Annotated in this window: 26 protein-coding genes; 12 read left to right on the forward strand and 14 right to left on the reverse strand. The window is 60.5% G+C overall.

The window, feature by feature from the left end:
• Positions 1-3: 3 nt before the first annotated feature.
• A complete protein-coding gene (locus OC537_RS16115; protein ID WP_163135704.1) occupies positions 4-531 on the forward strand; it encodes a protein disulfide oxidoreductase in 528 nt (175 codons plus the stop codon).
• A gap of 79 nt (positions 532-610) precedes the next feature.
• Here the strand turns inward: OC537_RS16115 and OC537_RS16120 are convergent, their stop codons facing one another.
• Entirely contained in the window at positions 611-1,030 is a 420-nt protein-coding gene (locus OC537_RS16120) for an EF-hand domain-containing protein (protein ID WP_106885069.1), read from the reverse strand.
• A gap of 360 nt (positions 1,031-1,390) precedes the next feature.
• Between OC537_RS16120 and OC537_RS16125 the strand changes: the two genes are divergently transcribed.
• From OC537_RS16125 to OC537_RS16165, 9 genes are all read left to right on the forward strand, one after another.
• Complete coding sequence (locus tag OC537_RS16125; protein WP_262112759.1) at positions 1,391-1,675, forward strand: J domain-containing protein; 285 nt, start codon at positions 1,391-1,393, stop codon at positions 1,673-1,675.
• A gap of 7 nt (positions 1,676-1,682) precedes the next feature.
• Positions 1,683-2,213: a hypothetical protein gene (locus OC537_RS16130; protein ID WP_139751118.1), complete on the forward strand. Its 531-nt coding sequence runs from the start codon at positions 1,683-1,685 to the stop codon at positions 2,211-2,213.
• A gap of 13 nt (positions 2,214-2,226) precedes the next feature.
• Entirely contained in the window at positions 2,227-2,988 is a 762-nt protein-coding gene (locus OC537_RS16135; protein WP_262112762.1) for a hypothetical protein, read from the forward strand.
• A 10-nt stretch (positions 2,989-2,998) separates the two neighbouring features.
• Positions 2,999-3,901 carry a hypothetical protein gene (locus OC537_RS16140; RefSeq protein WP_171275361.1) on the forward strand — a complete coding sequence of 301 codons (903 nt, stop codon included), beginning with the start codon at positions 2,999-3,001 and terminating at the stop codon, positions 3,899-3,901.
• A 378-nt stretch (positions 3,902-4,279) separates the two neighbouring features.
• The gene (locus OC537_RS16145; protein ID WP_316044158.1) at positions 4,280-4,456 is read left to right on the forward strand and encodes a glycine zipper 2TM domain-containing protein; all 177 of its coding nucleotides are present in this window, start codon (positions 4,280-4,282) and stop codon (positions 4,454-4,456) included.
• Between the two features lie 196 nt (positions 4,457-4,652).
• A complete protein-coding gene (locus OC537_RS16150; protein WP_163148118.1) occupies positions 4,653-4,904 on the forward strand; it encodes a hypothetical protein in 252 nt (83 codons plus the stop codon).
• Between the two features lie 71 nt (positions 4,905-4,975).
• Positions 4,976-5,350 carry a hypothetical protein gene (locus OC537_RS16155; protein ID WP_168236344.1) on the forward strand — a complete coding sequence of 125 codons (375 nt, stop codon included), beginning with the start codon at positions 4,976-4,978 and terminating at the stop codon, positions 5,348-5,350.
• A 69-nt stretch (positions 5,351-5,419) separates the two neighbouring features.
• Positions 5,420-5,863, forward strand: coding sequence for a GNAT family N-acetyltransferase (locus OC537_RS16160; protein WP_168236343.1), 444 nt, complete (start codon positions 5,420-5,422; stop codon positions 5,861-5,863).
• 219 nt (positions 5,864-6,082) lie between these two features.
• On the forward strand, positions 6,083-6,880 hold the full coding sequence (locus OC537_RS16165) for a CPBP family intramembrane glutamic endopeptidase (RefSeq protein ID WP_262112771.1): 798 nt from the start codon (positions 6,083-6,085) through the stop codon (positions 6,878-6,880).
• 117 nt (positions 6,881-6,997) lie between these two features.
• Here OC537_RS16165 and OC537_RS16170 read toward each other — a convergent pair whose 3' ends face one another.
• Complete coding sequence (locus OC537_RS16170) at positions 6,998-7,210, reverse strand: hypothetical protein (RefSeq protein WP_033131787.1); 213 nt, start codon at positions 7,208-7,210, stop codon at positions 6,998-7,000.
• An 835-nt stretch (positions 7,211-8,045) separates the two neighbouring features.
• On the opposite strand from OC537_RS16170, the gene OC537_RS16175 reads away from it, so the two are divergent.
• On the forward strand, positions 8,046-9,827 hold the full coding sequence (locus OC537_RS16175) for an anti-phage dCTP deaminase (RefSeq protein WP_262112776.1): 1,782 nt from the start codon (positions 8,046-8,048) through the stop codon (positions 9,825-9,827).
• 57 nt (positions 9,828-9,884) lie between these two features.
• Here OC537_RS16175 and parC read toward each other — a convergent pair whose 3' ends face one another.
• From parC to nudF, 11 genes are all read right to left on the reverse strand, one after another.
• Positions 9,885-12,179 carry a DNA topoisomerase IV subunit A gene (gene parC, locus OC537_RS16180; protein WP_262112778.1) on the reverse strand — a complete coding sequence of 765 codons (2,295 nt, stop codon included), beginning with the start codon at positions 12,177-12,179 and terminating at the stop codon, positions 9,885-9,887.
• Between the two features lie 78 nt (positions 12,180-12,257).
• Positions 12,258-14,153, reverse strand: a complete 1,896-nt coding sequence (gene parE, locus OC537_RS16185; protein WP_234691320.1) for a DNA topoisomerase IV subunit B — start codon at positions 14,151-14,153, stop codon at positions 12,258-12,260.
• A gap of 260 nt (positions 14,154-14,413) precedes the next feature.
• Complete coding sequence (locus tag OC537_RS16190) at positions 14,414-16,426, reverse strand: FUSC family protein (protein ID WP_262112783.1); 2,013 nt, start codon at positions 16,424-16,426, stop codon at positions 14,414-14,416.
• A 1-nt stretch (position 16,427) separates the two neighbouring features.
• The gene (locus tag OC537_RS16195) at positions 16,428-17,294 is read right to left on the reverse strand and encodes an HlyD family secretion protein (protein ID WP_234568528.1); all 867 of its coding nucleotides are present in this window, start codon (positions 17,292-17,294) and stop codon (positions 16,428-16,430) included.
• Complete coding sequence (locus tag OC537_RS16200) at positions 17,287-17,529, reverse strand: DUF1656 domain-containing protein (RefSeq protein WP_106885084.1); 243 nt, start codon at positions 17,527-17,529, stop codon at positions 17,287-17,289. Before OC537_RS16200 ends, OC537_RS16195 begins: the two co-directional genes overlap by 8 nt.
• Before the next feature lie 87 nt (positions 17,530-17,616).
• Positions 17,617-18,018, reverse strand: a complete 402-nt coding sequence (locus OC537_RS16205) for a GFA family protein (protein WP_262112787.1) — start codon at positions 18,016-18,018, stop codon at positions 17,617-17,619.
• Positions 18,019-18,055: 37 nt separating this feature from the next.
• Positions 18,056-18,679, reverse strand: a complete 624-nt coding sequence (locus tag OC537_RS16210; RefSeq protein WP_262112789.1) for an NUDIX hydrolase — start codon at positions 18,677-18,679, stop codon at positions 18,056-18,058.
• A 2-nt stretch (positions 18,680-18,681) separates the two neighbouring features.
• On the reverse strand, positions 18,682-19,269 hold the full coding sequence (locus OC537_RS16215) for a YqiA/YcfP family alpha/beta fold hydrolase (protein WP_163135739.1): 588 nt from the start codon (positions 19,267-19,269) through the stop codon (positions 18,682-18,684).
• 13 nt (positions 19,270-19,282) lie between these two features.
• Positions 19,283-20,101, reverse strand: a complete 819-nt coding sequence (gene cpdA / locus OC537_RS16220) for a 3',5'-cyclic-AMP phosphodiesterase (protein ID WP_111913459.1) — start codon at positions 20,099-20,101, stop codon at positions 19,283-19,285.
• A gap of 27 nt (positions 20,102-20,128) precedes the next feature.
• Positions 20,129-20,554: a DUF1249 domain-containing protein gene (locus OC537_RS16225; protein ID WP_404835543.1), complete on the reverse strand. Its 426-nt coding sequence runs from the start codon at positions 20,552-20,554 to the stop codon at positions 20,129-20,131.
• A 105-nt stretch (positions 20,555-20,659) separates the two neighbouring features.
• Positions 20,660-21,301 (reverse strand): ADP-ribose diphosphatase, encoded by a 642-nt coding sequence (gene nudF / locus OC537_RS16230; RefSeq protein ID WP_025325572.1) that lies wholly within the window; start codon positions 21,299-21,301, stop codon positions 20,660-20,662.
• A gap of 307 nt (positions 21,302-21,608) precedes the next feature.
• On the opposite strand from nudF, the gene tolC reads away from it, so the two are divergent.
• Entirely contained in the window at positions 21,609-22,934 is a 1,326-nt protein-coding gene (gene tolC / locus OC537_RS16235; protein WP_106885089.1) for an outer membrane channel protein TolC, read from the forward strand.
• Positions 22,935-23,043: 109 nt separating this feature from the next.
• On the opposite strand, the gene hldE is transcribed toward tolC, so the two are convergent.
• Positions 23,044-24,471, reverse strand: coding sequence for a bifunctional D-glycero-beta-D-manno-heptose-7-phosphate kinase/D-glycero-beta-D-manno-heptose 1-phosphate adenylyltransferase HldE (gene hldE, locus OC537_RS16240; protein WP_139744090.1), 1,428 nt, complete (start codon positions 24,469-24,471; stop codon positions 23,044-23,046).
• Positions 24,472-24,527 lie beyond the last annotated feature (56 nt).

Below are 24,527 nucleotides of genomic sequence, written 5' to 3' on the forward strand. Positions count from 1 at the left end.
CCAATGACCGAGACAGTCACCCCCAGACCCCGCTGGCGACGCTGGGGCAAGGAGGCGCTCTGGCTGCTGCTGTTTGCCCTGATCATCTCGACCGTGCTGGATCTGTGGCGCAGCCCGGCGCTGCCAGAAGACAGCCCGCTGCCTGTGCTGACCCTGCAAGATGGCACCCAGGCCGACCTGCAGGCCATGAGCCGGGACAGGCCGCTGCTGGTCTACTACTGGGCCAGCTGGTGCGCCGTCTGCCGCTTCACTACCCCGACGGTGGAGCAGCTCTGGCAAGACGGCGGTAACCTGCTGACGGTGGCGCTGCGCTCCGGCGACGACGCCAGGTTGCAACAGGGCATGGCCAGGAAGGGGCTGACCTTCCCCACCCACAACGATGAGCAGGGGGCGCTCGCCGCCCGCTGGCAGGTGAGCGTCACCCCCAGCTTCCTCATCATCAAGGAGGGCAAGGTGGTGAGCAGCACCACGGGCTGGAGCAGTCGCTGGGGCTTGCAGCTGCGGCTGCTGTGGGCCAGCTGGCTGGCTTGAGCCCCATCACAATGAGCAGAGCCCGGTATGACTACCGGGCTCTTTTTTTATCTGAAGGCCGAACTTGCTGACTCGCCCCCTATTGCGCCGGTGACATGGCCCCCTGGCCGATCCGGGCCTTGACGCTGGCCCGCTCGGCCTCGTCGATCACGCCGTCAGCGTTCTTGTCCAGACGGGTGAAGAGGCTCTCATGGCGCTGGATGAACTGCGCCTTGGTCGTATCCTGCATCGGCCTCATGTTGCCCATCTTGCCCGGCATGGCCTTGCCCGATTGCTTCATCGCCTCTTGCATCTTGGCCATGGCGACCTCCTTCTCGGCAACCGACAGGGTGCCATCGCCGTTGCTGTCTTGCCGGGCGAAGCGCTGCTCGGCTCTCTCCATAAACTGGGCCTTGGTGACATCCCCCTTGAGCAGCACCAGCGGCTCATCGAGGCTCTCATCGGCGGCGATGGCGAGGCCGCCCAGCAGTACCAGAGGCAGAAGATAAAGTTTGAACATGGCGGTTAATTCCTTTTGGTGGCCGCGATCTTGTCGAGGCCTGATGAGGATCGCCAGGGCAGGTCCCTTGTCACATGCACGTCCGGCGATTTGGTACCGGCATGGGCGCACTGTCGCCCGTCACGGATACCCTCTGTCAGTGTAGTCCCCATGCAGGGGCCCCATGCCAGACGGGCTGGCAAGCCGCTTAATGACGACCGGGCTCCCCGTTCGCCCCGGGTCGCTGCCATATCGCGTCCTATTCATGGCGGTGGCCGGTGGTTTCCGTTAAAATGACGGGTTTTTACCGTGCCTGGTTCCCCAAGCCCCATCAGGCGCCAGCATTGTGACTCTGATGATGCCAGTGATGCAGGATCTGCCATGAACAACTACTTTCGGGTGCTGGGCGTCAAGTCCAACGCCAGCGAAAACGACATCAAGAAAGCCTATCGACGGCTGTCTAACCAGTACCACCCCGACAAGCTGCTCGGGGCGACGGATGAAGAGCGAGAGCTGGCAGCCATCAAGCTGCATCAGGTGAAGAAGGCCTACGAGGTGCTTTCCGATCCCAAGGCGAGAGCCGCTTTTATCAAAGATTTCAACAACGTCATCGTGACCGATCCCGCTGCTGCCATGCAGGAGATGTGGGACCAATTCTACCCCTGAGGGCGCTATGCAAAAAAAATGGGACCAGGCTCGACTCAAGGCGCTGCAAAGTGATGCCAGCGAGAACATCGAATCCTACCGGGATCAGGATCAGCCCAAGGCACTCGAGCAGTTCACCGGCAAGATGAAGGCCCTGCTGCTGGCCGACATCAGCATGCTGGAGTTCATGCCCGAATACCTGCCGCTGGCCCTCTATGGCCGGGTGCAGTTCCCGCCCAAGGCGAAGCCGCAGTGGGCCAGGTGGCTCGCCGACGGCGTACAACCCTCATGGGACGAGTTCAAGGTGTCGGTGGCCTTCAACAACGCCGATCTGCCGCTGGTCAAGGCGGTGCGAGCCCAGAGCGAAGATCAGCTGATCGAAGCCTGCGCCGTGCTCTACCTGCTGGACAACCCCCTGCCCCGTGGTGGCCGTCGTGCCGATGACGACTACGAGTTGCAGGACGACGAAGATGACGACGGGGAAGATGCCGACGCCGACTATCATGGCGGTGATGGCGAAGAAGACGATCAGGACATGTACGACGAAGTGCGTTTCTAATTTGAGGCAAAGCATGAACAGTCTGATAGAAATTACCGCCATCGAGATCAAAGAGCTGGCCGTGGTCGAGCCCAAGCAGGCCAGCGAAAAGTTCGAGCTGATCGCCAAGACGATGTCCGACGAGCAACTGGCCGAAGTCATTGAAAACATTGATATCGTTACCCTGACCCAGATCAACGGCCAGCACGACATCTCCTTCCCGTCCATCATCTCCGAGCTGATGACCCCGGAGCGGATCCGCGACATCGTCTGCCAGCAGCCTCTCTACTGGGAGGAGGCCATCAAGAACAATGCCGAGGAGCTGCAACAGCACACCTTCGACTTCCTCAACTACCTGATCCGCACCCAGGACAGCGAGGCCAAGCAGCGCGAGATCCTGGAGTGCATCGCCGAGGATCCCGCCGGGCTCTTCTACCTCGCCATCCCCTTCATCGAGTTCTACCGTGGCGATCGCTACGAGGATGAAGAGGGCTATAGCGATGGCCTGCACGCCGAAGAGGAAGATCTCGAGGAGTCCCTCACCTACAGCGAGCGCCAGCAGAGCGAGGATGCCCACGACTACCCGCTGGATGATCCGAGAAGCCTCTTGATGCTGATCCGCGAGCAGGCTCCCGAGGTGGAGAAAGCCATCAAGTCGCTGCTGCGCAGTGAGAACGCCACCTGGGAGGGGATCATCAACAAGTTCGCCAACGAGCTGGTGATGCAGGCCAAGGAGAAGAACCAGGTCAGCGACGAGTACGACGAAGTGGACGACATGTTCAGCTTCCTGGATTGAGGAGAGCCCTATGCAGCTAGTCATCCGCGAGGCCAACGAAGGCCCCTTCCTCACCCAGGTGCTGCGCTTTGGCGCCGAGCGTGAACTCCTGAGCGCCCAGCAACTTGCCGCCATCAAGGGCAAGGCGGTACTGATGAGCCTGAAATTCGCCGACAAGTACTACAACAAGTACAAGATGCACCTGCTGGAGCAGGCCGCCCACGACGTCATCGGCGTGGTGAGCTTGGGATTGCAGGAGCTCTCCGGGCGCGACACTGCCCGGGCGCTGGCCCTGCTGCAGGCGCCGGAAGGCCCCATCAAGCCGTTCCAGAAGGGCTGGTCCATGCTGATCTCCGTCAGCCCCAGGCAGACCGGCAACAGCCTCTACGGGGACGTGGATGCCAGGCTGCTGGACAAGATCTCCAGCCCTCCCGATGTGGAGGAGTGGCAAGGGTGGCAGGAGTACGAGAAGGCACTGACCGAGCACAACAAGGTCCGCCTGATGGGGCTCATCGATCAGCACTTCTTCGCCTGCGAGAGCGATCACCCCACCATGGAAGACAAGCTGGCCGAGGCCCTGCTCTACCGCATCCTCTGTGGCAAGGGCAGCGGAGCCGCCCCCCTCAAGGTGAAACAGGATCTCAAGCGCCGACTTGGGCGGGAGATTGAGCTCGACGAGGCCTGGTACGACACCGCGCATCTGACCACCCAGCTTGCCCTCATGCTCGCCGAGCTGCCCGCCGACATGGCCGCCGCCCTGCGCCAGGAGCTGAGCCCGGGCTTCGTGCCCAACCTGCTGCACACCCTGGGGTTTGTGCGCCAGTACCAGCAGCAGCAAAGGGAGAACGCCTCGCCGGAGAAGCTAGACAACTTCGAGATGCGCGCCGGCCTCAGGCACCCCCTGCTCGGCTGGCCCCTCTACCACGACTTCTAGGGCGCTTGTCTGCCTTGAGAACTTGTCCCCCAACGCCCGGCTCGCCGGGCGTTGTCATCTCTGCGCCCCCGAACAAGCGCCGCCAATAAAAAGTGCCCCTATAAGCGCTAGCGTACAGACGCCCCTGCCGGGGTGAGGGAAGATGGCCCCATCACGAACAGGCGCAGGTCGCGCCGACCGATATACGGCCCCCTGGCGCGTCATCCCCTGCGCCCTGGCGTCCCCTGAACCAACCACTATCCGGGCTGATGCGTCGGGGTCCGGGTCGGGATCGGCAACCCCAGCGGGATGGCTTGCCGCATACCCCAGGCGCATTGCACAACATCAAGAGGTAACCCCATGAACAAGCTCCATGGTTTGACACGAGGGGCTGTGGCAATGGCCCTGCTGATTGGGCTGGCAGCCTGCTCCGGCATGTCGCAACAGGGCAAGAGTACCGCCGTGGGTGCCGGCATAGGTGCCGTCGGCGGCGCCGTACTGACCGGAGGCAGCGCGGCCGGCACCATAGGTGGTGCCGTCGTCGGTGGCGTCATCGGCCACGAGATCAAGAAATAGGTCTCCCCCTCCCTTCTCATCCAGCGCCCGATCCGTCGGGCGCTGTTCTGCCTGGGTTCATGGCCCCCAATGCCGGACGGGTGGCGCCAACTACCTCCTCAGCGTCATTGGCCCACATTTTGTCAGGAATATAATGGCCCCCTCATACCGACCGCAGGGGAACGCAGTGAGCAGAAAGCCGGACCGCATTACCGCCATGCAGCAGATCATCGACGCCGTGAAGCAAGAATTCCCGCTCTATCAGCCAGATACCTTCAAGTGCGGGCCCGACAACAGCTGCATCGGCTGCCCCAAGAAGCTGATGGAGCTGGTGGATACGGATCTCAGCTACTGGCAATATCAGATCCAGCGCGGCATTGCGCCCAGCTTCGACGAGCTCAACCGCTTCGGCAAGATGTGCAAGAACATCCGCCGGGCGCTGGTGCGCAGCGGCCGCATCCCCGCCTGATGCTCTGCACCCGTATCTGATAAGGTGTGACCGACAGGCCCGGATCGGGCACAAGCGAGAAGGAGACCAAGATGACCCAGGAGCGGATCCAGACCCGATATAAGCTGGCGGGCCCCTTTGCCACTCAGGCCGAGTTGGAGCAGGCCATAGCCCGGGCAATAGAGCACCACAAGCAGGACTTCTTCCCCCTGCTGGAGCGGCTGGTGGACGTGGGGGACACCAGAGTCAACCTGAGCCAGCAGAACCCGCTGCGGGTGCTTGGCATAGCGCTCGACGCCGCAGGCGCCACGGGCACGGCCCAGCTCAACTACGAGTCCAACTTCGCCGAGAGCTGCCTCATCATCAACGAATATGACCAGCACCAGACCAGCGTGCCTTTTCGCCTGGAAGGGAACGAGCTTGTCTTCGACCTTGAGCTGCCCATCGCCTGGAATTTCAATAATTGATACTTCGGCGGTGCGATTCACCTTGTTTATTGCGCCCTGCCGGCTCTTGAGCACTGATAAGGACATTAGATGCATATTCACCAGGCAACCTCCGTTGATATCGACGATCTCACCCTCTTGTTTGATGCCTATCGCCAATTTTATGGACAGGCTCCGGCGCCCATGGCCGCAGCCGCCTTCATTGCCGAACGTCTTGCCAAAAGTGAGTCTGTTATCTTTCTGGCTCGCGGTGAGACGGGGGAAGCCATTGGCTTTGCCCAGCTTTATCCCGCCTTCTCATCCGTTGCGATGAAGCGGATGTGGTATCTCAACGATCTGTTTGTCGCAGCATCGGCCCGCCAGCAAGGAGTCGCGAGAGCCTTGCTAAAACAGGTAGCGACCTTTGCCAGGGAGACGGACGCATTGACGGTCAAACTGGCCACAGCCGTATCCAATCTGCCCGCAAAAGCCCTCTACGAATCGGAGGGATATCAAAAGGTTATCGCCTTTGATCACTACACCCAACGGGTTTAGCGACGCAGCCTCATCGACCATGGTGCTGCTCCCGTCGCCACAGGCAAAGAGGGGGAAAAGATTGGGTGTCCGCAACATAGTGGCTGCCAGGAAGGCAGGTGCTCCGCAATAACAGCTTGATGATTGGCCGTTAAATAAAGAGGCTGGCGTGACTACTCAGGTGCCCCACTTGGTGTAGGGTTGTCTCCATGCCAACTGAATGAACTATCGGGGGTCAGCATGGGTGAGCAGCAATCTGCAGCAAGGCCGGTATTGAACGACGGCGATAGCTTTGGTTTCGAGCGCAAAAGTGCCGGAGACTTCCCCTTTTATCGTCAGCCCCCGAATGCCTTGTCTGGCCGCAGCTGGGTGCTGATCCTGCTGGGGGTGGTGCTGGGTTTCGCCGTGCTGACGGCGCACATTGCATTTTATAAAACCACGGCGGGCGGCTTTGTATCCGCCATCCTGTTCCCTCTCATCCCCCTGGCCGTGCTCGCCATGGTGGCGGGGAAGGCATGGCGAGCACTGTTTCGAACGCCGACGGGGCGGGATGTCCTCTTGATGCTGGCGATCGCCTTCGTCAACATTCTGGTCTCGGTCGCCGTTGCCTTGGTGCTGCAGCAGCTGTTCAAGATGAGTGACAACCCGGTCAGCGCCATGCTGGCAGAGGCCCCCAATACGGCGCGCATCCTCTTTTATATAAAAACGGCGCCCCAGCTCTTTGGCGAGGAGGTGGTCTCCATACTGCCTTTTCTGGCCATCCTCTGGTTTTGTCACACTAAGCTCAGCCTGAGCCGCAAGTCCGCCATCATCACCGCCTGGCTTTGCACCGCCCTTATCTTCGGGGCCATGCACCTGCCCACTTATGACTGGAATTTTCTGCAATGTTTTCTGGTGATCGGCACGGCTCGCATAGTGCTGCTGAGTGGCTACATCATCACCAAAAATATCTGGGTATCGACCGGCGCACACATCATCAATGACTGGCTGCTGTTTACCGTCATGGTGCTGCTGCGCGGTGGCCAGGCCGGCATATAAGACCAACAACAGGCCGGGGCATGAGCACAGGAAAGGATCCTTGCCGGCTCCTTTTCCATTACCCGGCCCATAAAAAGGCGAGGCCCTTGCCTCGCCTTTGCCTGCGTCGGATGGGCATCAGGTGAGATAGTAACGCCACGACCTGCTCGGCTCTGCATAGCCGACCCGGATGCAGAAGGGGGCAAGCTCGTGATTGGCCTGCTCCAGGCTGAGGGTCTGGTGGGCATCCTCCCGACACCACTGCACGAACTCGTCGCTGTTGAAGCTGTAGTGATCCCCGTGAAAGGCCCCGTGAGCCTCGATAAGCCCTATGGCTTTCTCCGTTTCCATGTCTGGCCTCCTGGCACTGTGCTGCTTCCTTCAAGGTTAGCGAGCAGAGGCGACTTGCGAGGCCTAATCGGCCACATCCTTGACCTGCGGCAATCGGCAAAGGGGAGAGCAAGCCACCACAGCAGAAGCCATCGACCAGCAACAGAGCCTTAAATAAAACAGAGGCAAGTAGGGTCGATTAGCGAAGCGTAATCGGCCGCACCGGTTATCCGGTCGCGAGCAGGCAAAAGAGAAAGGACGTAGGGTGCAATAAGCGAAGCGCATTGCACCGGCAACCTCGCGGGGTCAATAACAGTGCAATTCACGTTGTTCATTGCACCCTATGGTTACCTCCCCTCACCCTAGCCCTCTCCCAAGGGGAGAGGGAACAAGTGCCTGCCAACCTGTGCCGTAGCTGTCACGCCATTCCAAAATCGCTGCGATCTGGGCTCCCTTCTCCCCTCGCGGGAGAAGGGTCGGGGATGAGGGGGATCAAGCCATCACAACAGAAGCCATAGACAAGCTACAGAGCGCTGATTCCAACAGGGGCGGCAGGGTCGATTAGCGAAGCGTAATCGGACGCACCGCAATCTTGGTGGCTATGGACATAGAGATCAGCTGGAGCACCAGCAGAATTTCGACAACCTGTTTTCGCGATCGTCTGATTACGCTGCGTTAATTAAACCTACGGCCCTCATTGAGGAGCCACAACGATAAGCAATAAAACAGATAATGCTCACACCTCTAACCTGAAAGGCTTCGGACAAAACCTTTCTACAGATATACTGATTAGTAAAATTGATGAACATGCTGGTTATGTTTTAATCATAAAAATGGAACTTGCGAGGTAAACGAAATGGCATTGAAGTTCACTGGTACTTTTGATGACCTGGAAAGCCGGCTAGCTTCTTTAGGTGGAGCTTGGGATAAGAACCAGCCTAATAAGAAAGTCTTGAGATTAGGTCATGGCGTCATGAACTGGTTTGAGAGCACTGGTTCTATAAATTTTCAAGGTAAGGAACCAGACAAATTAAAATTAGAGACAGATGTCCCCAAACTTTTATACCCTAGTGAACCTCAACAACTAAAAGAAACCAATAGTATCTCTATGGACACATTCGCCAGCGGCGAACAAAGAGAGAAAAAACCTCAGCAGGACAATCTATTATCTTTAGAGCTACAATATTTAACAACAGGCATAAATGAAAGTGAGTTAATAATTGGAATTGTCAGCTCCGTCGGGACGGAATACAAAAGAGTAACAGAGCCATTAACTGACAAGTTACAAGGGTTTGGCTATACCGTTAAAGATATCCGTGTCTCGAGCATACTACCAAAATACGATGGTAAAAATGAATATGAAAGAATAAAGCATTACATGAATGCTGGAGATACTCTTAGAGATAAAAGTGGAAACAATGCGATTTTATCTGCCGGTGTAGCTAAAGAGATCTCTAACTCGAGAACTACTGGGGCTCCCAAAACAGCATATATAGTTAATTCATTAAAGCATCCTAGTGAAGTTGAGCTTTTACGAAAAATTTATGGTGATGGGTTTTATTTAATTGGCATACATGCTGATGAAAAAAGACGAAGGCAGCACCTATGCGAAGACAAAGGATTGACTCAAAGCGAAGCTAACGAGTTAATAAAAATCGATGAAGATGAAAGCGTAGATCATGGCCAAAAAACTCGTGACACTTATCATCTGTCTGATTTCTTTCTTAATTTTGGTAGTAATAGCGATCAAGTTAAAAATGGACTACAACGTTTTCTGGAATTAATTTTCTCTCATCCATATAAAAACCCTACCTTTGATGAGTTTGCAATGTTCATGGCATTTAACAGCTCTGTTCGTTCTGGTGACTTGTCACGTCAGGTTGGCGCTGTAATTAGTAGGGAAAAACAAATAATTGCAACAGGCGCTAATGATGTGCCGAAATCTGGTGGGGGGTTATATTGGGCAGAGGTAGACCCCAAAACTGGAAAAGTAGAGGATCTTCCCGATGGTAAAGATTACACTCGAGAAATAGATTCCAACAAGCAAGCACAGGCAGAAATAATAGAAGAGATTGCTAGCAATCTTCTAAGTAAGGGGCTACTTAAAGAAGAAAGCCAATTTGAAATAATGAAAATACTAAAGGACAGCAAAATTTCTGACCTAACTGAGTTTGGACGTGTCGTACATGCAGAAATGGATGCTTTACTTTCTTGTGGTAGAGCAGGAATTCCTACCAGTGGTTCAACTATTTATTGTACTACGTTCCCATGCCATAACTGTGCAAAACACATTATAGCCAGTGGAGTACAGCGGGTTGTTTATGTAGAGCCATATCCAAAAAGTCGAGCTTTGGATTTCCATTCTGAATCAATAACATTGAAATCTGAATTCGAGGAATCCACCCCAGACAATAAAACAACAGTAGCATTTGAACCATTTATTGGTATTGGTCCACGTCGATTTCTTGACCTGTTCTCTATGAGCTTAGGCGGAGGGGCTAAATTGAAACGAAAAGATAAAGGTGGTTCGGTTTTAGAATGGGATAAAACTAAAGCACCGATTAGGTCACCTTTGGTGCCAAAATCATACAAGGAAATAGAATCTGCTGCTTCAGAGTTATGGGATAATATAAAATAAATCACTACAGGTTTATTCTTAAAAAAGTGGGAGCAATGAATTGCTCCCTTCTCCTTATTACCCTTCCTGATTTTCCCCGGCCACCGGCTCGGCACCGGCGGCGGGTTCAATCTCGATGCGATCGACCCGCTGCAAGCCGCGGGGCAGCTTGGCGCCACGGCGGCCGCGCTCGCCACGGTAGTAGTCGAGATCCGAGGGCTTGAGGGTCAGCTTGCGCTTGCCGGCAAAGAGGGTGACATATTGCCCCTGCGGGATAATGGCGGCCATCACCATAAACTCCTCCCGCGCCTTGACCCGCGCCGACGGAATGCTGATGAGCTTGTTGCCCTTGCCCTTGCCGAGCACCGGCAGTGTGCTCAGCGGGAACAGCAACATGCGCCCCTCGTTGGAAATGGCCATGCAGAGGTCGGTCTCTGGCGAGCCAATCTTCTGGGGGGCCATCACCAGGCCCCCTTCCGGCACCGTCAGCAGCGCCTTGCCGTTCTTGTTCTTGCCGATCAGGTCGTCATATTTGCAGACGAAGCCATAACCGGCGTCACTGGCGATGAGGTAGGGTTCGCCCTCATTGCCCATCACCAGATGGCGCACCTCTTCACCCGCCCCCAGGGCGAAGCGGCCGGTGAGCGGCTCCCCCTGACTGCGGGCGGAAGGCAGGGTGTGGGCCTCCAGCGAATAGGTGCGGCCCAGGCTAGAGAGGAAGACCGCCTGCTGGTTGCTGCGCCCGCAGGCGTGGGCCAGATAGCCATCCCCCGCCTTGTAGGAGAGCCCGGCCACGTCTACGTCATGGCCCTTGGCGGCGCGCACCCAGCCCTTGTCGGACAGAATGACGGTCACCGGCTCACTCGGGGTCAGCTCCTTCTCGGTCAGCGCGACGGCGGTGGCACGCTCCACCAGCGGGGTGCGGCGATCGTCGCCGTACTTCTCGGCATCCGCCAGCAGCTCTTTCTTGAGCAGGGTGTTAAGGCGACGCTCCGAGCCCAGGATCAGTTCGAGTTTGTCGCGCTCCAGCGCCAGCTCTTCTTGCTCGGCGCGCAGCTTGAACTCTTCGAGCTTGGCCAGATGGCGCAGTTTGAGCTCGAGGATGGCCTCGGCCTGGGTCTCGCTGATGTTGAAGCGCTCCACCATCACCTTGCCCGGCTCATCCTCGGTGCGGATGATCTCGATCACCTCGTCGATGTTGAGGTAGGCAACCAGCAAGCCTTCGAGGATGTGCAGGCGAGCCAGCACCTTGTCGAGGCGATATTGCAGACGGCGACGCACGGTCTCGCGGCGGAAGACGATCCACTCGGAGAGGATCATCTTGAGGGTCTTCACCTGGGGTCTGTTGTCCAGCCCCAGGATGTTGAGGTTGACGCGATAGTTCTTCTCCAGATCCGTGGTGGCGAACAGGTGGGCCATCAGCCCCTCCACATCCACCCGGTTGGAGCGGGGAATGATCACCAGTCGGGTCGGGTTCTCGTGGTCGGATTCATCGCGCAGGTCGGTGACCATGGGCAATTTCTTCGCCACCATCTGGGCGGCGATCTGCTCCATGATCTTGGCGCCCGAGGCCTGATGGGGCAGCGCCGTGATGACGATGTCGCCATCCTCCTCGCTCCACACCGCCCGCTGCTTGATGGAGCCCTTGCCGGTCTCGTAGATCTTGCGGATGTCGTCGCGGGGAGTGATGATCTCGGCGTTGGTCGGATAGTCCGGCCCCTGAATGTGCGTCATCAGCACATCCAGCCCCGCATTGGGATTGTCCAGCAGCTCGGCACAGGCAAGAGCCACTTCCCGCGCGTTGTGGGGCGGGATGTCGGTCGCCATCCCCACCGCGATGCCGGTCACCCCATTGAGCAATATGTGGGGCAGGCGGGCGGGCAGCACCACCGGTTCCTTCATGGTGCCGTCGAAGTTCGGCGTCCACTCCACCGTGCCCTGGCCCAGCTCGGAGAGCAGCAGCTCGGAGAAGCGCGACAGGCGCGCCTCGGTGTAACGCATGGCGGCGAAGGATTTGGGATCGTCCGGCGCACCCCAGTTGCCCTGACCGTCCACCAGCGGGTAGCGGTAGGAGAAGGGCTGGGCCATCAGCACCATGGCTTCATAACAGGCGCTGTCGCCGTGGGGGTGGTACTTACCCAGCACGTCACCCACGGTACGGGCGGACTTCTTGTGCTTGGAGAGTGCGGACAGCCCCAGCTCGCTCATGGCGTAGATGATGCGCCGCTGCACGGGCTTGAGGCCGTCACCTATGTGGGGCAGAGCCCGATCCATGATGACGTACATGGAGTAGTTCAAGTAAGCCTGTTCGGTGAAGGCGCGCATGGGCTGGCGCTCTACCCCGTCCAGACTGAGCTCGATAGCATCACTCATAAGGTTGTTCTCTTGCTAGGGTGCGCCACTGGGCGGCGCACCTGAAAGTCGGGTCGGCTGATGACAGAGGCCATTGGCTTAGATGATCGCAAGGTTGCCCTTCTCTTCCAGCCACTCCCGGCGATCCGGGGCACGCTTCTTGGCCAGCAGCATGTCCATCAGCTGCAGGGTCTCGTCCCCCTCCTCCAGCTCGCCCATGGTGAGCTGGACCAGGCGGCGGGTGTTGGGATCCATGGTGGTTTCCCGCAGCTGTTTCGGGTTCATCTCACCCAGGCCCTTGAATCGGGTCACCATCACCTTGCCCTTCTTCTTCTCGGCCTCGACCCGTTGCAGCACGCCGTTCTTCTCGTCCTCATCCAGGGCATAGAAGACCTCCTTGCCGATGTCGATCCGGTAGAGCGGCGGCATGGCCACATAGACGTGGCCCTTGTTGACCAGGGTTCTGAAATGCTTAACAAAGAGAGCGCAAAGCAGGGTGGCGATGTGCAGACCGTCCGAGTCCGCATCCGCCAGTATGCACACCTTGCCGTAGCGCAGGCCGGAGAGATCCTCGGAGTCGGGATCCAGGCCTATGGCCACAGAGATGTCGTGCACTTCCTGCGAGGCGAGCACCTGACCAGCCTCCACCTCCCAGGTGTTCAGGATCTTGCCGCGCAGGGGCATGATGGCCTGGAATTCACGGTCACGCGCCTGCTTGGCGCTGCCGCCCGCCGAGTCCCCCTCCACCAGGAAGAGTTCCCCTTGCATGGGGTCGGCGCAGTTGCAGTCGGTGAGCTTGCCAGGCAGGGCCGGGCCCTGGGTAATCTTCTTGCGCACCACCGTCTTGGCGGCGCGCATCCGGCGCTGGGCGCTGCTGATGCAGATCTCGGCTATCTGCTCCGCCAGCTCGGTGTTGCTGTTCAGGTAGAGGCTGAAGGCATCCTTTACCACCCCGGAGACGAAGGCCGAGCTCTGGCGGGACGACAGCCGCTCCTTGGTCTGACCGGCGAACTGGGGATCCTGCATCTTGACCGAGAGGATGTAGGCGCAGCGATCCCAGATGTCTTCCGGCGTGAGCTTGACCCCGCGCGGCAACAGGTTGCGGAACTCGCAGAACTCGCGCATGGCGTCGAGCAGACCCTGACGCAGGCCATTGACGTGGGTGCCGCCGAGCGCAGTGGGAATGAGGTTCACATAGGATTCGGCGAGGCACTCGCCCCCTTCCGGCAACCAGCACAGGGCCCAGTCCACCGCCGATTGCTCCGTGCTGAAGGCGCCGACGAAGGGCTGCTCCGGCAAGCAGGTGAACTGCTTGACCGCATCAACGAGGTAATCCTTGAGGCCATCTTCGTAGCACCACTCCAACTTGATGCCGGTGTTCTTGTCGAGGAACTTGATGGTGAGGCCGGGGCAGAGCACGGCCTTGGCCTTGAGCAGATGCTCGAGCTTGGAGACCGAGAAGCGGGGTGAGTCGAAGTAGCGCGCCTCTGGCCAGAAGCGCACCCGGGTGCCTGTGTTGCGGCGCCCGCAGGTGCCTGTGATGGTCAGCTCCTGCACCTTGTCGCCACGCTCGAAGGCGATGTCATAGACCTGGCCGTCGCGACGCACCGTCACCTCGACCCGATCGGAGAGGGCATTCACCACAGAGATGCCCACCCCGTGCAGACCGCCGGAGAACTGGTAGTTCTTGTTGGAGAACTTGCCACCCGCGTGCAGCTTGCAGAGGATCAGCTCCACCCCCGAGACCCCCTCCTCCGGGTGAATGTCGACCGGCATGCCACGGCCGTCATCGACAACCTCGAGGGACTGATCTTCATACAGGGTCACCTCCAGGGTGCGGGCATGGCCCGCCAGCGCCTCATCGACGCTGTTGTCGATGACCTCCTGGCCGAGGTGATTGGGCCTGGTGGTGTCTGTGTACATGCCGGGGCGGCGACGCACCGGTTCGAGGCCATTGAGGACCTCAATGGCATCCGCATTGTATTGAGTGGACATGGAGGGCCTTGCGAATTGACGTTTGGAGGGAATCTTACTCGCTGGGAGGGTCTTGGACAAATAGGGCGGTGGCAAAGGGTGATCCAGAGAGGCTATGGCCCCGCGGGATCAGGCGGGTGTCAGTGCCATGGGCTGCGCCAGCAACAAGGGCAAGAGGGAGCTGACGGCGCCAGGGCCATGGGCTGCACCTGCAACAAGGACGAGAGGGATCAGGCGGGCGCCAGGGCCATGGGTTGCGCCTGCAACAAGGACGAGAGGGATCAGGCGGGCGCCAGGGCCGAAGGCTGCGCCTGCAACAGGGGGGAGAGGGAGCAATGGAGTCGCCACACCAGGCCCGCCAGCTCCCGGGCCGAGGGTTCGGGGTGATCGGCCAGGCCGAGGCTGATGCGATCCAGCTCGGCCAGGGTCTGATGGAGGGAGCCATGTTGCACCCCCTGCTCGGTGAGGATCCCCTCAAGACAGCGCACGCAGGCGTCCCGCACCAGATAGAGTGCCGGCTCCCTGCCCCGCCACTGGCGCAGTTGCCAGACGATGTGGCTGCAGTTGAGCAGCACCACGCTCCAGCGCAGCACCCAGAGCCGGGCGCTCTGATCCTGCCCCTGACCAAGCTGGCTGATGCAGTGATAGATGAGGGATTCAAACTGGCTCTCGCTCTGCCGGGGCCTGGCGGCCAGCTGATCGATGAAGTGGCGGCGCAGGGAGCGGATGAGGCGGCGGCTCTTGCGCCTGTCCGAGCTGGGTCTGAGGATCTGGAACGCCAGTCCCGCCACCATGACCCCCAGCACCTTGCCGATGCTGTCGTTGACGAAGGCCTGATAGTCGTAGCTCGGCGGGTTGGTGATGGCGAGGAAGGAGCCGAGCAGCACTATGAGCTGGCCCCAGAGCGCCGCCGACGAGGGGCGCTGCAACTTGATCAGCTGCATGGTGATGAGCGCGGGGAACAGCAGGGCGCAGAACAGCCAGAAGTCGTCGATGCGGATCATCAGGCCGAACTTGACCGCGAAGCAGACCAGGCTCAGCAGCAGGATGGCCTGCAGCATGGTTTGGGTTCCCTTGGTCGGCGTCGGGGTGGCCGAATAGAGCACGCAGCAGATGGACAGCAGGGTCAGGGCCGAGGCGCCTGACTCCCACTGGGTGTTGATCCAGAAGGCGCAGCCCAGCACCACGCAGAGGAAGGTGCGACCGCCGTTGTAGGCCGCCTCGACGCTGTCGTTGTAACGGGTGAGCGAGCTGTGGTGGGGCGGCGTGGGCCACTCCTGGCCGTCATAGGGCGCCAGTCGGCCGAGCCAGCGCTGGCACTCCAGATAGCTCCAGCAGAAATGGCGCAGGCGCAGCCAGAAGGTGCGGCGGCGAAAATCACGGCCCGACTCGGCCACGAAGGGAGCCAGCAGGCGGGCGATGCGGTATTTGTCGCAATCGGGCTCGCCCAGCGCGCGGATCACCGAGGTCAGCAGGGGTGTCAGCCCGTCCGGCAGCTGCGGCCAGTGTTGCAGCATGCGGCGCACCCCGGAGATCAGGCTGACCATCCGCAGCTGGCGGTGCAGCAGGAAGTTGAGCAGCCGGTTGTGGCGGCGCAGCCGGTGGTGACTCCACACCGCCTGAATGCGCAGCACGTTCATGGTGAGGATCTGGCCGATGATCCCCTCGTGGGCGCCGCGCACATCGGCCCCCGCCTCCCCCAGCCAGAGCAGCTGGGCATGCTCCCGCAGCCGGGCCTGACTCTTGCCAAGGGACGCCAGCAGTGTCTCTCCATCCGAGAGGCTCGGCAGAATCATCATCATCAGACCGCCGCAGAGAATGCCCACTATCACCTCGCTCACCCTGGCCTGGGCGATGTCGAAGATGTGCTCCGTCTCGGTCACGTTGACGCAGGAGAAGGCGATGATGGCCGCGGTGTAGCCCGCCAGGGCAAAGGCGTAGGAGACGTTGTTCTGATAGTGGTTGGAGATGTAGGTGCAGAGCCCCAGCCAGAGCGCGATAAGGAAGCTGAACAGCCAGGGATCGCTGATGCCAAGGCCGGTGATCATCACGGCCGCCATAGCGCCGATGAGGCTGCCCACTACCCGCCCCAGGCTCTTGCTGATGACGCCGCCGACGGTGGGAAAGCTCACCACGGCGGCGGAGGTCATGGCCCAGTAGGGGGCATCCAGTTGCAGCACGAAGGCCAGCCAGAGCGACAGGCACATGGCCAGGCTGTTGCGCAGGGCATAGCGCCACTGGCCCTCATTGGCCTGGCCCCAGGGTGTCTGGCGCCAGCGTCCCCGGCCTGCCACCCTATTCCCCTATGGTGATGGTGCAGGTGGTGCCCGCGATCAGGGCAAGCTCGGGCGGCACATCCAGCAGACGGATCCGCACCGGCACCCGCTGGGCCAGCCGCACCCAGGGCACGTTCGGCTTGACGTCGAGCAGCAGCCCCTGGCTCCCCTCCAGGCTCTGATCGTGAATGGCGCGCCCTATGCTCTCCACCTCCCCCTTGAGCGCCTGCTCACCGCTGTAGAGCACCATGCGCGCCGGCTTGCCCGGTGCTATGTGCCTGAGCTTGGTCTCTTCGAAATAGCCCTGCACGTAGAAGGAGTGGATATCTACCAAAGCCACCAGAGGCACCCCGGCGCTGGCGTAGTTGCCGACCCTGGCCTGCAGGTTGGTGATGTAACCGTCGCTGGCGGCGTGCACCTCGGTTCGCGCGAGCGACCATCTGGCCTGCTCCAGATTGGCCTGGGCCACCTGATAGGCCGCCTTCATCGCCTGGGCATTGAGCCTGGACTCGTCGACCGCCTCGGCGGAGATGACGGTGCGGGAGAGGTTCTGACGACGCCTGGCCTCGTGCTCCGCCTTGTCGAGATCCGATTTCGCCTTGGCCAGCGCCGCGTTGGCGTTGTCCAGGGCAATCCGGTAGGGCACGGGATCCAGGCTGAACAGGGTCTCCCCCTTCTTCACCAGCTGGTTGTCCTTGATCCAGATGCTGACTATCTTGCCCGACACCTCGGGGGTGATGCTGACCAGCTCGGCCCGCACCTTGCCATCCCGGGTCCAGGGACCCTGCATGTAGTAGTTCCAGAGCCACCAGAGCGACACCAGCGCCAGGGCGCACACCAGCAGGGTGGAGAAGTATTTGAGGGTTGCCAGGGGAGATTTAGCCATGTAGCAGTATCCAGAGTGCGCCACTGACGGCGAGGATAAACAGGGAGAGATCCATCAGAAGAGGGTGCCAGACGTCCCCGCCGTAGAGCCAGTCTCTCAGCAGATGGTGCACCGGCAACCAGCCGAGCAGCCCGAGCAGCACCGCCTTGAACAGGGGGGGAAAGTAGAGCGAGGCCCCCAGGATCAGATCCGGCAGCGCTGAAGCAGTCGTCACGGGCAGGCTCCCGGTTGGCAAGAGGAGGAGAATGGCCCGCCAGAGCGCAGGCAGACCAAGGTTAACACAGCCATTTCGGCGGCTACAGAAGCAGATGGCACCATGCCGTCATTCAGCCCTGTCGGCCGGGTGGTTGATGCCGTCCCGCAGCGGCACCTCGCCGAGCGCGAACGGGTTGACCCCCTCGAGACAGGCGAGGTTGTAGCCATACTCGGCCGGGTTGGAGCGGCGCTGGTGGTGGGTGTAGATGCCGCAGACGCCGCAGAAGTAGTGCTTGGCGGTACGGGTGTTGAACTGGTAACAGCGCAGCACCTCCTCTCCCTGCAGGATGCGGATGCCAGAGAGCGGCACAGAGGCGACTATGGCCCCCCGCCGCCGGCAGAGGGAGCAGTCGCAGCGGCGGGGATCCACCACACCATCCGGCAGACTGAGCTCCAGCACCACTGCGCCGCAATGGCAGCTGGCCCTGTGTTTCGCCTGAATGGGGGTATTGCCGATTTGTTTGATCATATGGCCTCCTTGCCACCGGGCACGGGGCCCTGTCGTCTCAATCGAACAGCGTCTCGCACCGCCCCTGCCGCACATGGTCGTGAAGGCTGCGCAACTGGGACTCCACCACCCGGTGGCGGGAGAGCGGAGGTAGGGCGTCGATGGGGAAATAGGCCGCGCCTAGGGTCTCGTCAGTCTCGGTGAGCAGCGCTCCGCCCGTCACCTCGCACAGGAAGAAGGCCTTGTGGGCATGGGGCAGTTGCGGGGGATGGGGGTGTTTGAGCTTGTCGAACAGGGCCAGCAGTTGCACGGCGCGGCACTCAAGGCCCGTCTCTTCAACAACCTCGCGCACCACTGCGCCCGCTGGCGAGTCGCCTATGTCGCACCAGCCCCCGGGCAGGGTCCAGAGTCCATCACTGCGCTCCTGCACCAACAGCAGCCAGCCCGCGTCATCCAGGATCAGCGCCCGCACATCCAGCTTGGGGGTGGGATAACCGCTGTCCAGAGCAATCCAGTGGGCGATGGCCTCGGGATCCAGCTCGCTCTGGCTGGCGACAAGCGTGGCAGCCGCGTTTCGCAGCGCCTCGAAGCGGGCGATATCGAAGGGATCTTGGGAGTAGGTGAGCCCGGCCTGGGCCGTGGCCAGCACCTGTTCCAGAAAGGCGGCCAACGGCGGTTGCACGGCTAGAGCCCGAGGAAGCGCACTATCTGGGCAGGATAGCGCTCGAAGCCGACGAAGGCGTGGTTGCCGCCGCACTCCAGGGAGAGGCGGGCAAACTCGTATTCCCTCAATGCCTTGCGATAGTCGAGCACCTCATCCTCCTGCTGTTGCAGGATCCAGAGTCGCTCGGGGGCGCTCACCGGTACCGCCAGCGCCCGCAGCTCGTCCATGTGGGTCGGCAGCAGCTCGTAGCGCTCGTCGGTATAGGGATTGACCTGGTGGCCCAGGTAGTCGCAGAGCAGTTCATGGGGGCGCACCGCCGGATTGATCAGCGCGGCGCGGCAGCCATGCAGCTCGCTCACCCGGGTCGCCATAAAGCCGCCGAGGGAGCTGCCCACGGCGCCTAGCCTGAGGCGGCCATCATGGCGAGCCCTGGCCTCGGCAATGACGCCTTCGATGGCCTCCCAGGCCGCCGCCGGGGTATTGGGCTGGGCCGGGATAAGCACTTCGATGTCGGGCCTGTGCTCGGCCACCCAGGCAGCCATCTGCTGCGCCTTGGCCGAGCCGGGCGATGAGTTGAAACCGTGCAGATACAGCAGAACCGGGGTCATGGTGGCGGACTCCTCAATACCCGGTGGCGTTGGGGTCGGGCACGAACTGCCCCACCGGCAGCCGCCACACCTGGCTGGCGATGCGGCCATCCGGATGCAGGGTCAGATAACGCCAGCCCGGACCGGACTCGTCCAGGGCGAAGCCATCGGAGAGCGGCTTGAACTGGATGCAGGTGGAGGGGCTGGCGATCAGCCTCACCCCCTGGTGCACCTCGTCAAACTCCTGATGCACATGGCCGAACAAGATGGTCTTCTGCTGGGGATGGCGGGCCAGCACGGCGAAGAGATCGTCGGCATTCTTGAGATTGTGCTGATCCAGCCAGGCGCAACCCACCGGCACCGCCTGATGGTGCAGGGCGATGAGGGCGTGGCGCTCGGGATGCTGACGCAGGGCGCTGTCCAGCGCCGCCAGCTGGTGATCCCCGAGCACACCATGGGGTTTGCCGCGCACCTGGGTATCGAGCAGGATCACCTGCCAGTGGTCTCCCACCAGCTGCTTGGCTTCGCTGATCCCGGCGGCGTGGAGGTACTCCGTCATCAGGGGGCCGTCATCGTGGTTGCCGGGCAACCAGTAGATGGGGCGCGCCAGCGGGGCCATCATGGAGGCGAACCGCTGATAGGATTCCGGGCTGTGATCCTGGGACAGATCCCCGGTGGCGAGGATCAGATCGAACGGATGCGCGTTGGCCTGCACCTGCTCCAGCACGGCGGCCAGGCTCTCTGCGGTTCGCACGGCCAGCAGTCGTCCCTCTGCACTGGCGAAGAGATGGGTATCGGTAATCTGTAACAGGCGCACACTGCCGTCCGGCGCCTGAGGTAGCTCTGTTTCCAAAATCACGCTTCTTTTTTATGGGTTCGACTAGAGGATGTTGATCAGGCTGGTGCCATGTTTGAGACAAAATCTTAGCCAATCGGCCAAGAATAGATTTACCTGCTCTTTTTCATCCCTGTGGTGCATTTTTTTATTGGGATAATCATAACGTGGTTGCAACATTGAAATCTGTTGCGCCGCACACACTTCCGCCATCCGCACATCGTGATACAAACGAATCTCTATACGAGCCTGCAAGTAGCTCGGCAACTCGGGATTGTGCTGGGCCAGGATCACCTGACTGGTGAAGCGGCTCTCTTCGCTGACGGTGAGCTGGAACTGCAGGCCGTTGCCCACCTGATAACGGCGCTCGGCCCCCACGCTGCCGCCGGGGGGCAGCAACTTCATCAAGGCCATGTAGTTGACCTCGCAGGTACGCTGCAAGGACATCAGATCAGGCACATAACGCTTCATCGGGCTCTGGACTAATGGCATATCGCAACTCCATCAATCAGGGTCCATGGACGATTGACCTCGCAGGCAGGAGGCACATGGCGCCTGGCGTGAACGAGCACCACCTCAGCGCCCCGCCAGCCAGCGGGCCTGCAGCTCGCCATGATTGAGGGCCAACCATTGCAGGGCGATGACGGAGGCGGCATTGTCGATGCGCCCCTCCTTGAGCCAGGCGTAGGCCTGCTCGCGGCTCACCACGTGCACCCGGATGTCTTCACCCTCTTCCGCCAGACCGTGGATCCCCGCCGCCTGGCTGGCATCCACCTCCCCCACATAGACCTCGATACGCTCTGTGCTGCCACCCGGGCTCACCAGGTAGCTGATGGCATGCTCGCAGCGACCCACCTCGATGCCCGCCTCTTCCACCGCCTCGCGGCGCACCACGGCTTCTGCTGTCTCCCCTTCATCTATGATGCCGGCCACCAGCTCCAGCAGCCAGGGAGTGGGGCTGGTCTCGATGGCACCGATGCGGAACTGCTCCACCAGCACTATCTGGTCGCGCACGGGATCATAAGGCAGCAGCGCGGCCGCATGGCCCCGCTCGAACAGCTCGCGGACTATGGGCTCATTCCAGCCACCGGCAAATAACCTGTGTTGCAGGCGATAGACGTTCACTTTGAAAAAGCCGTTGTATCCAGATGATTTATCGATGATTTTCACATCATCACCGGAATAGTGACTGGTTTGAGGCAAGGCTTGCTGTGACATACGAGACTCCTACCAGCTTGACTTGGCTTGGTTTGACCATAATATTCGGGGGCATGAATGAACATTCATTCACTCGCTCTCGCCGACGATGAGGGATGGATTTTAGCAGCCACAGGACATTTGGCTAGGCGCGTGGCCGAGAAAACTCGCCCTGACTCTTGACGTTTCTGTCGCTGGAAAAGAGACAGTTCGCAATGAAATCTGCTTGTAGTAGAGTGGTTAAGCTGAAATCAAGCTTGGTCGGTGACAATCCCCCCCTTCATCCAGCGGACAGCTTTGGGTTGATAAATAAGGTTAAAACTATCATATGAAAAGAACACTCTTGTCAGTCATGGTGATGCTGGGTGTGAGCAGTGCCGCTCATGCCGAAAACCTGCTCGAAATCTACCAGCAAGCCCAGATCAAGGATACCCAGCTGCTGGAATCCAAGGCCAAGCGGGACCAAGCCTTCGAGAAGATCAACGAATCCCGCGCCGCTCTCTTGCCACAGATCAATCTGGGCGCCGGCCTGAACTACCTGCAGAACAAGGACGATACCCAGACCAACAGCGGTGCCAGCGGCAGCGTCACCCTGGATCAGTCCGTCTATCGTCGCAGCAACTGGGTCAACCTGGACCTGACCGAGAAGAGCGCCACCCAGTCCGACGTGGCCTACAACCTCGAGTACCAGAACCTGATGCTGCGTACCGCTCAGGCCTATTTCGACGTGCTCAAGGCGATGGATACCCTGGAGTTCGTCCGCGCCAACAAGACCGCGGTAGAGCGTCAATTGGAACAGACCCAGCAGCGCTTCGAAGTGGGCCTGACCGCCATCACGGACGTGCATGAAGCCGAGGCCGAGCGCGATCAGGCGCTGGCAGACGAGATCAATGCCGAGAACACCCTGGACAACAGCTACGAGAGCCTGCGCGAGCTGACCGGCATCGATCATCGCCAGCTGGACGTGCTCAACACCGAGCGTTTCGCCCCGCAGAAGACTCCGTTCAACTCCGACAAGTGGCTGGAGCTGGCCCTGGACAAGAACCTTGAGCTGCACAGCGCCCGCATCGGCAAGGACATCGCCAAGGAGCAGATCGATCTGGCCAAGACGGGCCATGAGCCGACCCTGGATCTGGGCGCCGGCCTCACCGCCGGTTACAACGACTACAAGGACGAGATCCGCAACCCCGAGAGCAACAGCAATCAGGGCAACATCGGTCTGAACTTCAACCTGCCGCTCTACACCGGGGGCGCCACCACCTCCCAGGTCAAGCAGGCCCAGTTCAACTACGTGGCCGCCAGCGAGCAGCTGGAGCGCAGCTTCCGCTCGGTGCAGAGCACAGTGCGTTCCTCCTATAACAACGTGAACGCCAGCATCGGCTCGGTGCGCGCCTACAGCCAGTCCGTCATCTCCGCCGACAGCGCCCTGAAGGCGACCGAGGCCGGTTATGAAGTGGGTACCCGGACCATAGTCGACGTGCTGGACTCCACCCGCAAGCTGTACCAGGCCAAGCAGAAACTCTCCGAGGCCCGTTACAACTACATCCTCAGCATCCTCTCCCTCAAGCAGGCCGCCGGCATACTGGAGCAGAAGGATCTGGAAGACGTGAACCAGGGCCTGATGCCCGCCGCCCAGGTCACCAAGAAGTCCTGAGCCGGATTCACGGCATGAAAAAAGGCGACCTTATGGTCGCCTTTTTGCTGCCTGCTTGCCGCTCGCCATGGGCGAGTGGTCAGGCACCTTCGGCCGAGGCCGGAGGTGCTCAGCCGCGCTCGCGTATGGTCTTGATGATCTCGCTGGTGGAGCAACCGTCCTCGAAGTTCAGCACCCGCACCTCGCCACCGTTGGCGGTCACTTCGGCATAGCCGGCGATCTCTTCGGGCTTGTAGTCACCCCCCTTGACCAAGAGGTCTGGCAGGATCTCGGCGATCAGTCGCTGGGGCGTGTCCTCACCGAAGGGCACCACCCAATCCACGGCACCCAGGGCCGCCAGCACCGTCATGCGGCGCTCTGTGGGGTTGACCGGACGGCCCGGCCCCTTGAGGCGGCGCACGGACTCATCGGTGTTGACCGCGACTATCAGGCGATCCCCCAGCTTGCCCGCATTGGCCAGGTAGGAGACGTGGCCCGCATGCAGGATATCGAAGCAGCCGTTGGTCATCACCACCTTCTCGCCGCGCAGGCGGGCGGCCTGCACGGCCACCTTGAGCTGGGCCTCGGACATGACGCCAAAGCCGGTCTCCTGTTCGGTGTAGAGGGCGTTGGCCAGCTCCACCGGGCTCACTGTGGAGGTACCCAGCTTGCCCACCACTATGCCGGCGGCTGTGTTGGCCAGGGCGCAGGCCTCGTCCAGGCTCATGCCGGCGGCCAGGGAGGTAGCCAGGGTGGAGATGACGGTATCGCCGGCACCGGTGACGTCATAGACTTCGTGAGCCTGGGCCGGCAGGTGCAGCTCGGGCTGCCCTTCACGGATCAGGGTCATGCCGTTCTCGGAACGGGTCACCAGCAGGGCGTCCAGCTCGAAGCGCTTGACCAGCTCCAGCCCCTTGGCGACCAGCTCCTCTTCGCTCTTCACCTTGCCCACCACGGCCTCGAACTCGGACATGTTGGGGGTCAGCAGGGTGGCGCCGCGATACTTCTCGAAATCCGTCCCCTTGGGATCCACCAGCACAGGGATGCCGGCGGCGCGGGCGCGGGCAATCATGCCAGGCACGTCGTTCAAGGCGCCCTTGCCGTAGTCGGAGAGGATCATCACATCGGCCCCCGGCAGCGCCTGCTCCACCTTGCTCATCAGCAGGCTGGCGTCCACGTCGTGGAAGGCCTCTTCGAAATCGAGGCGCAGCAGTTGCTGGTTGCGGGACAGCACCCGCAGCTTGGTGATGGTCGGGTAGTCGGTCAGACGAACGAAATCACAGGCGACCTTGACCCCTGCCATCTGGCCGGCCAGGGCATCGGCGGCCTCATCCTGACCGGTCAGCCCGAGCAACACGGCCTGGGCACCCAGGGCGGCAGAGTTCAGGGCCACGTTGGCGGCGCCACCCGGGCGCTCCTCTATGTGCTCGACCTTGACCACGGGCACCGGCGCCTCGGGGGAGATGCGGCCGGTGGGGCCATGCCAATAGCGATCCAACATGACATCGCCAACGACCAGAACGCGGGCTTTCTCAAACTCGGGCAGGGTGATTTTCATCTGTATCGGCTCTCAAAACCTGAAAATTTCAGCGGCCGATTTTATCACACTCTTTT

Source organism: Aeromonas sp. Marseille-Q5825, assembly GCF_946892685.1.
GTDB classification, from domain to species: domain Bacteria; phylum Pseudomonadota; class Gammaproteobacteria; order Enterobacterales; family Aeromonadaceae; genus Aeromonas; species Aeromonas rivipollensis.

Excerpts from the sequence above, each read along its gene's own strand:
- OC537_RS16205 (WP_262112787.1), bottom strand. The coding sequence starts at position 18,018 with ATGATCAAACAAATCGGCAATACCCCCATTCAGGCGAAACACAGGGCC.
- OC537_RS16225 (WP_404835543.1), bottom strand. The coding sequence starts at position 20,554 with ATGAAGCGTTATGTGCCTGATCTGATGTCCTTGCAGCGTACCTGCGAG.
- nudF (WP_025325572.1), bottom strand. The coding sequence starts at position 21,301 with ATGTCACAGCAAGCCTTGCCTCAAACCAGTCACTATTCCGGTGATGAT.
- OC537_RS16130 (WP_139751118.1), top strand. The coding sequence starts at position 1,683 with ATGCAAAAAAAATGGGACCAGGCTCGACTCAAGGCGCTGCAAAGTGAT.
- OC537_RS16120 (WP_106885069.1), bottom strand. The coding sequence starts at position 1,030 with ATGTTCAAACTTTATCTTCTGCCTCTGGTACTGCTGGGCGGCCTCGCC.
- OC537_RS16175 (WP_262112776.1), top strand. The coding sequence starts at position 8,046 with ATGGCATTGAAGTTCACTGGTACTTTTGATGACCTGGAAAGCCGGCTA.
- tolC (WP_106885089.1), top strand. The coding sequence starts at position 21,609 with ATGAAAAGAACACTCTTGTCAGTCATGGTGATGCTGGGTGTGAGCAGT.
- OC537_RS16140 (WP_171275361.1), top strand. The coding sequence starts at position 2,999 with ATGCAGCTAGTCATCCGCGAGGCCAACGAAGGCCCCTTCCTCACCCAG.
- OC537_RS16215 (WP_163135739.1), bottom strand. The coding sequence starts at position 19,269 with ATGACCCCGGTTCTGCTGTATCTGCACGGTTTCAACTCATCGCCCGGC.
- OC537_RS16150 (WP_163148118.1), top strand. The coding sequence starts at position 4,653 with ATGCAGCAGATCATCGACGCCGTGAAGCAAGAATTCCCGCTCTATCAG.
- OC537_RS16125 (WP_262112759.1), top strand. The coding sequence starts at position 1,391 with ATGAACAACTACTTTCGGGTGCTGGGCGTCAAGTCCAACGCCAGCGAA.
- hldE (WP_139744090.1), bottom strand. The coding sequence starts at position 24,471 with ATGAAAATCACCCTGCCCGAGTTTGAGAAAGCCCGCGTTCTGGTCGTT.
- OC537_RS16165 (WP_262112771.1), top strand. The coding sequence starts at position 6,083 with ATGGGTGAGCAGCAATCTGCAGCAAGGCCGGTATTGAACGACGGCGAT.
- OC537_RS16195 (WP_234568528.1), bottom strand. The coding sequence starts at position 17,294 with ATGGCTAAATCTCCCCTGGCAACCCTCAAATACTTCTCCACCCTGCTG.
- OC537_RS16170 (WP_033131787.1), bottom strand. The coding sequence starts at position 7,210 with ATGGAAACGGAGAAAGCCATAGGGCTTATCGAGGCTCACGGGGCCTTT.
- OC537_RS16135 (WP_262112762.1), top strand. The coding sequence starts at position 2,227 with ATGAACAGTCTGATAGAAATTACCGCCATCGAGATCAAAGAGCTGGCC.
- parC (WP_262112778.1), bottom strand. The coding sequence starts at position 12,179 with ATGAGTGATGCTATCGAGCTCAGTCTGGACGGGGTAGAGCGCCAGCCC.
- OC537_RS16155 (WP_168236344.1), top strand. The coding sequence starts at position 4,976 with ATGACCCAGGAGCGGATCCAGACCCGATATAAGCTGGCGGGCCCCTTT.
- parE (WP_234691320.1), bottom strand. The coding sequence starts at position 14,153 with ATGTCCACTCAATACAATGCGGATGCCATTGAGGTCCTCAATGGCCTC.
- OC537_RS16160 (WP_168236343.1), top strand. The coding sequence starts at position 5,420 with ATGCATATTCACCAGGCAACCTCCGTTGATATCGACGATCTCACCCTC.
- OC537_RS16115 (WP_163135704.1), top strand. The coding sequence starts at position 4 with ATGACCGAGACAGTCACCCCCAGACCCCGCTGGCGACGCTGGGGCAAG.
- OC537_RS16145 (WP_316044158.1), top strand. The coding sequence starts at position 4,280 with ATGGCCCTGCTGATTGGGCTGGCAGCCTGCTCCGGCATGTCGCAACAG.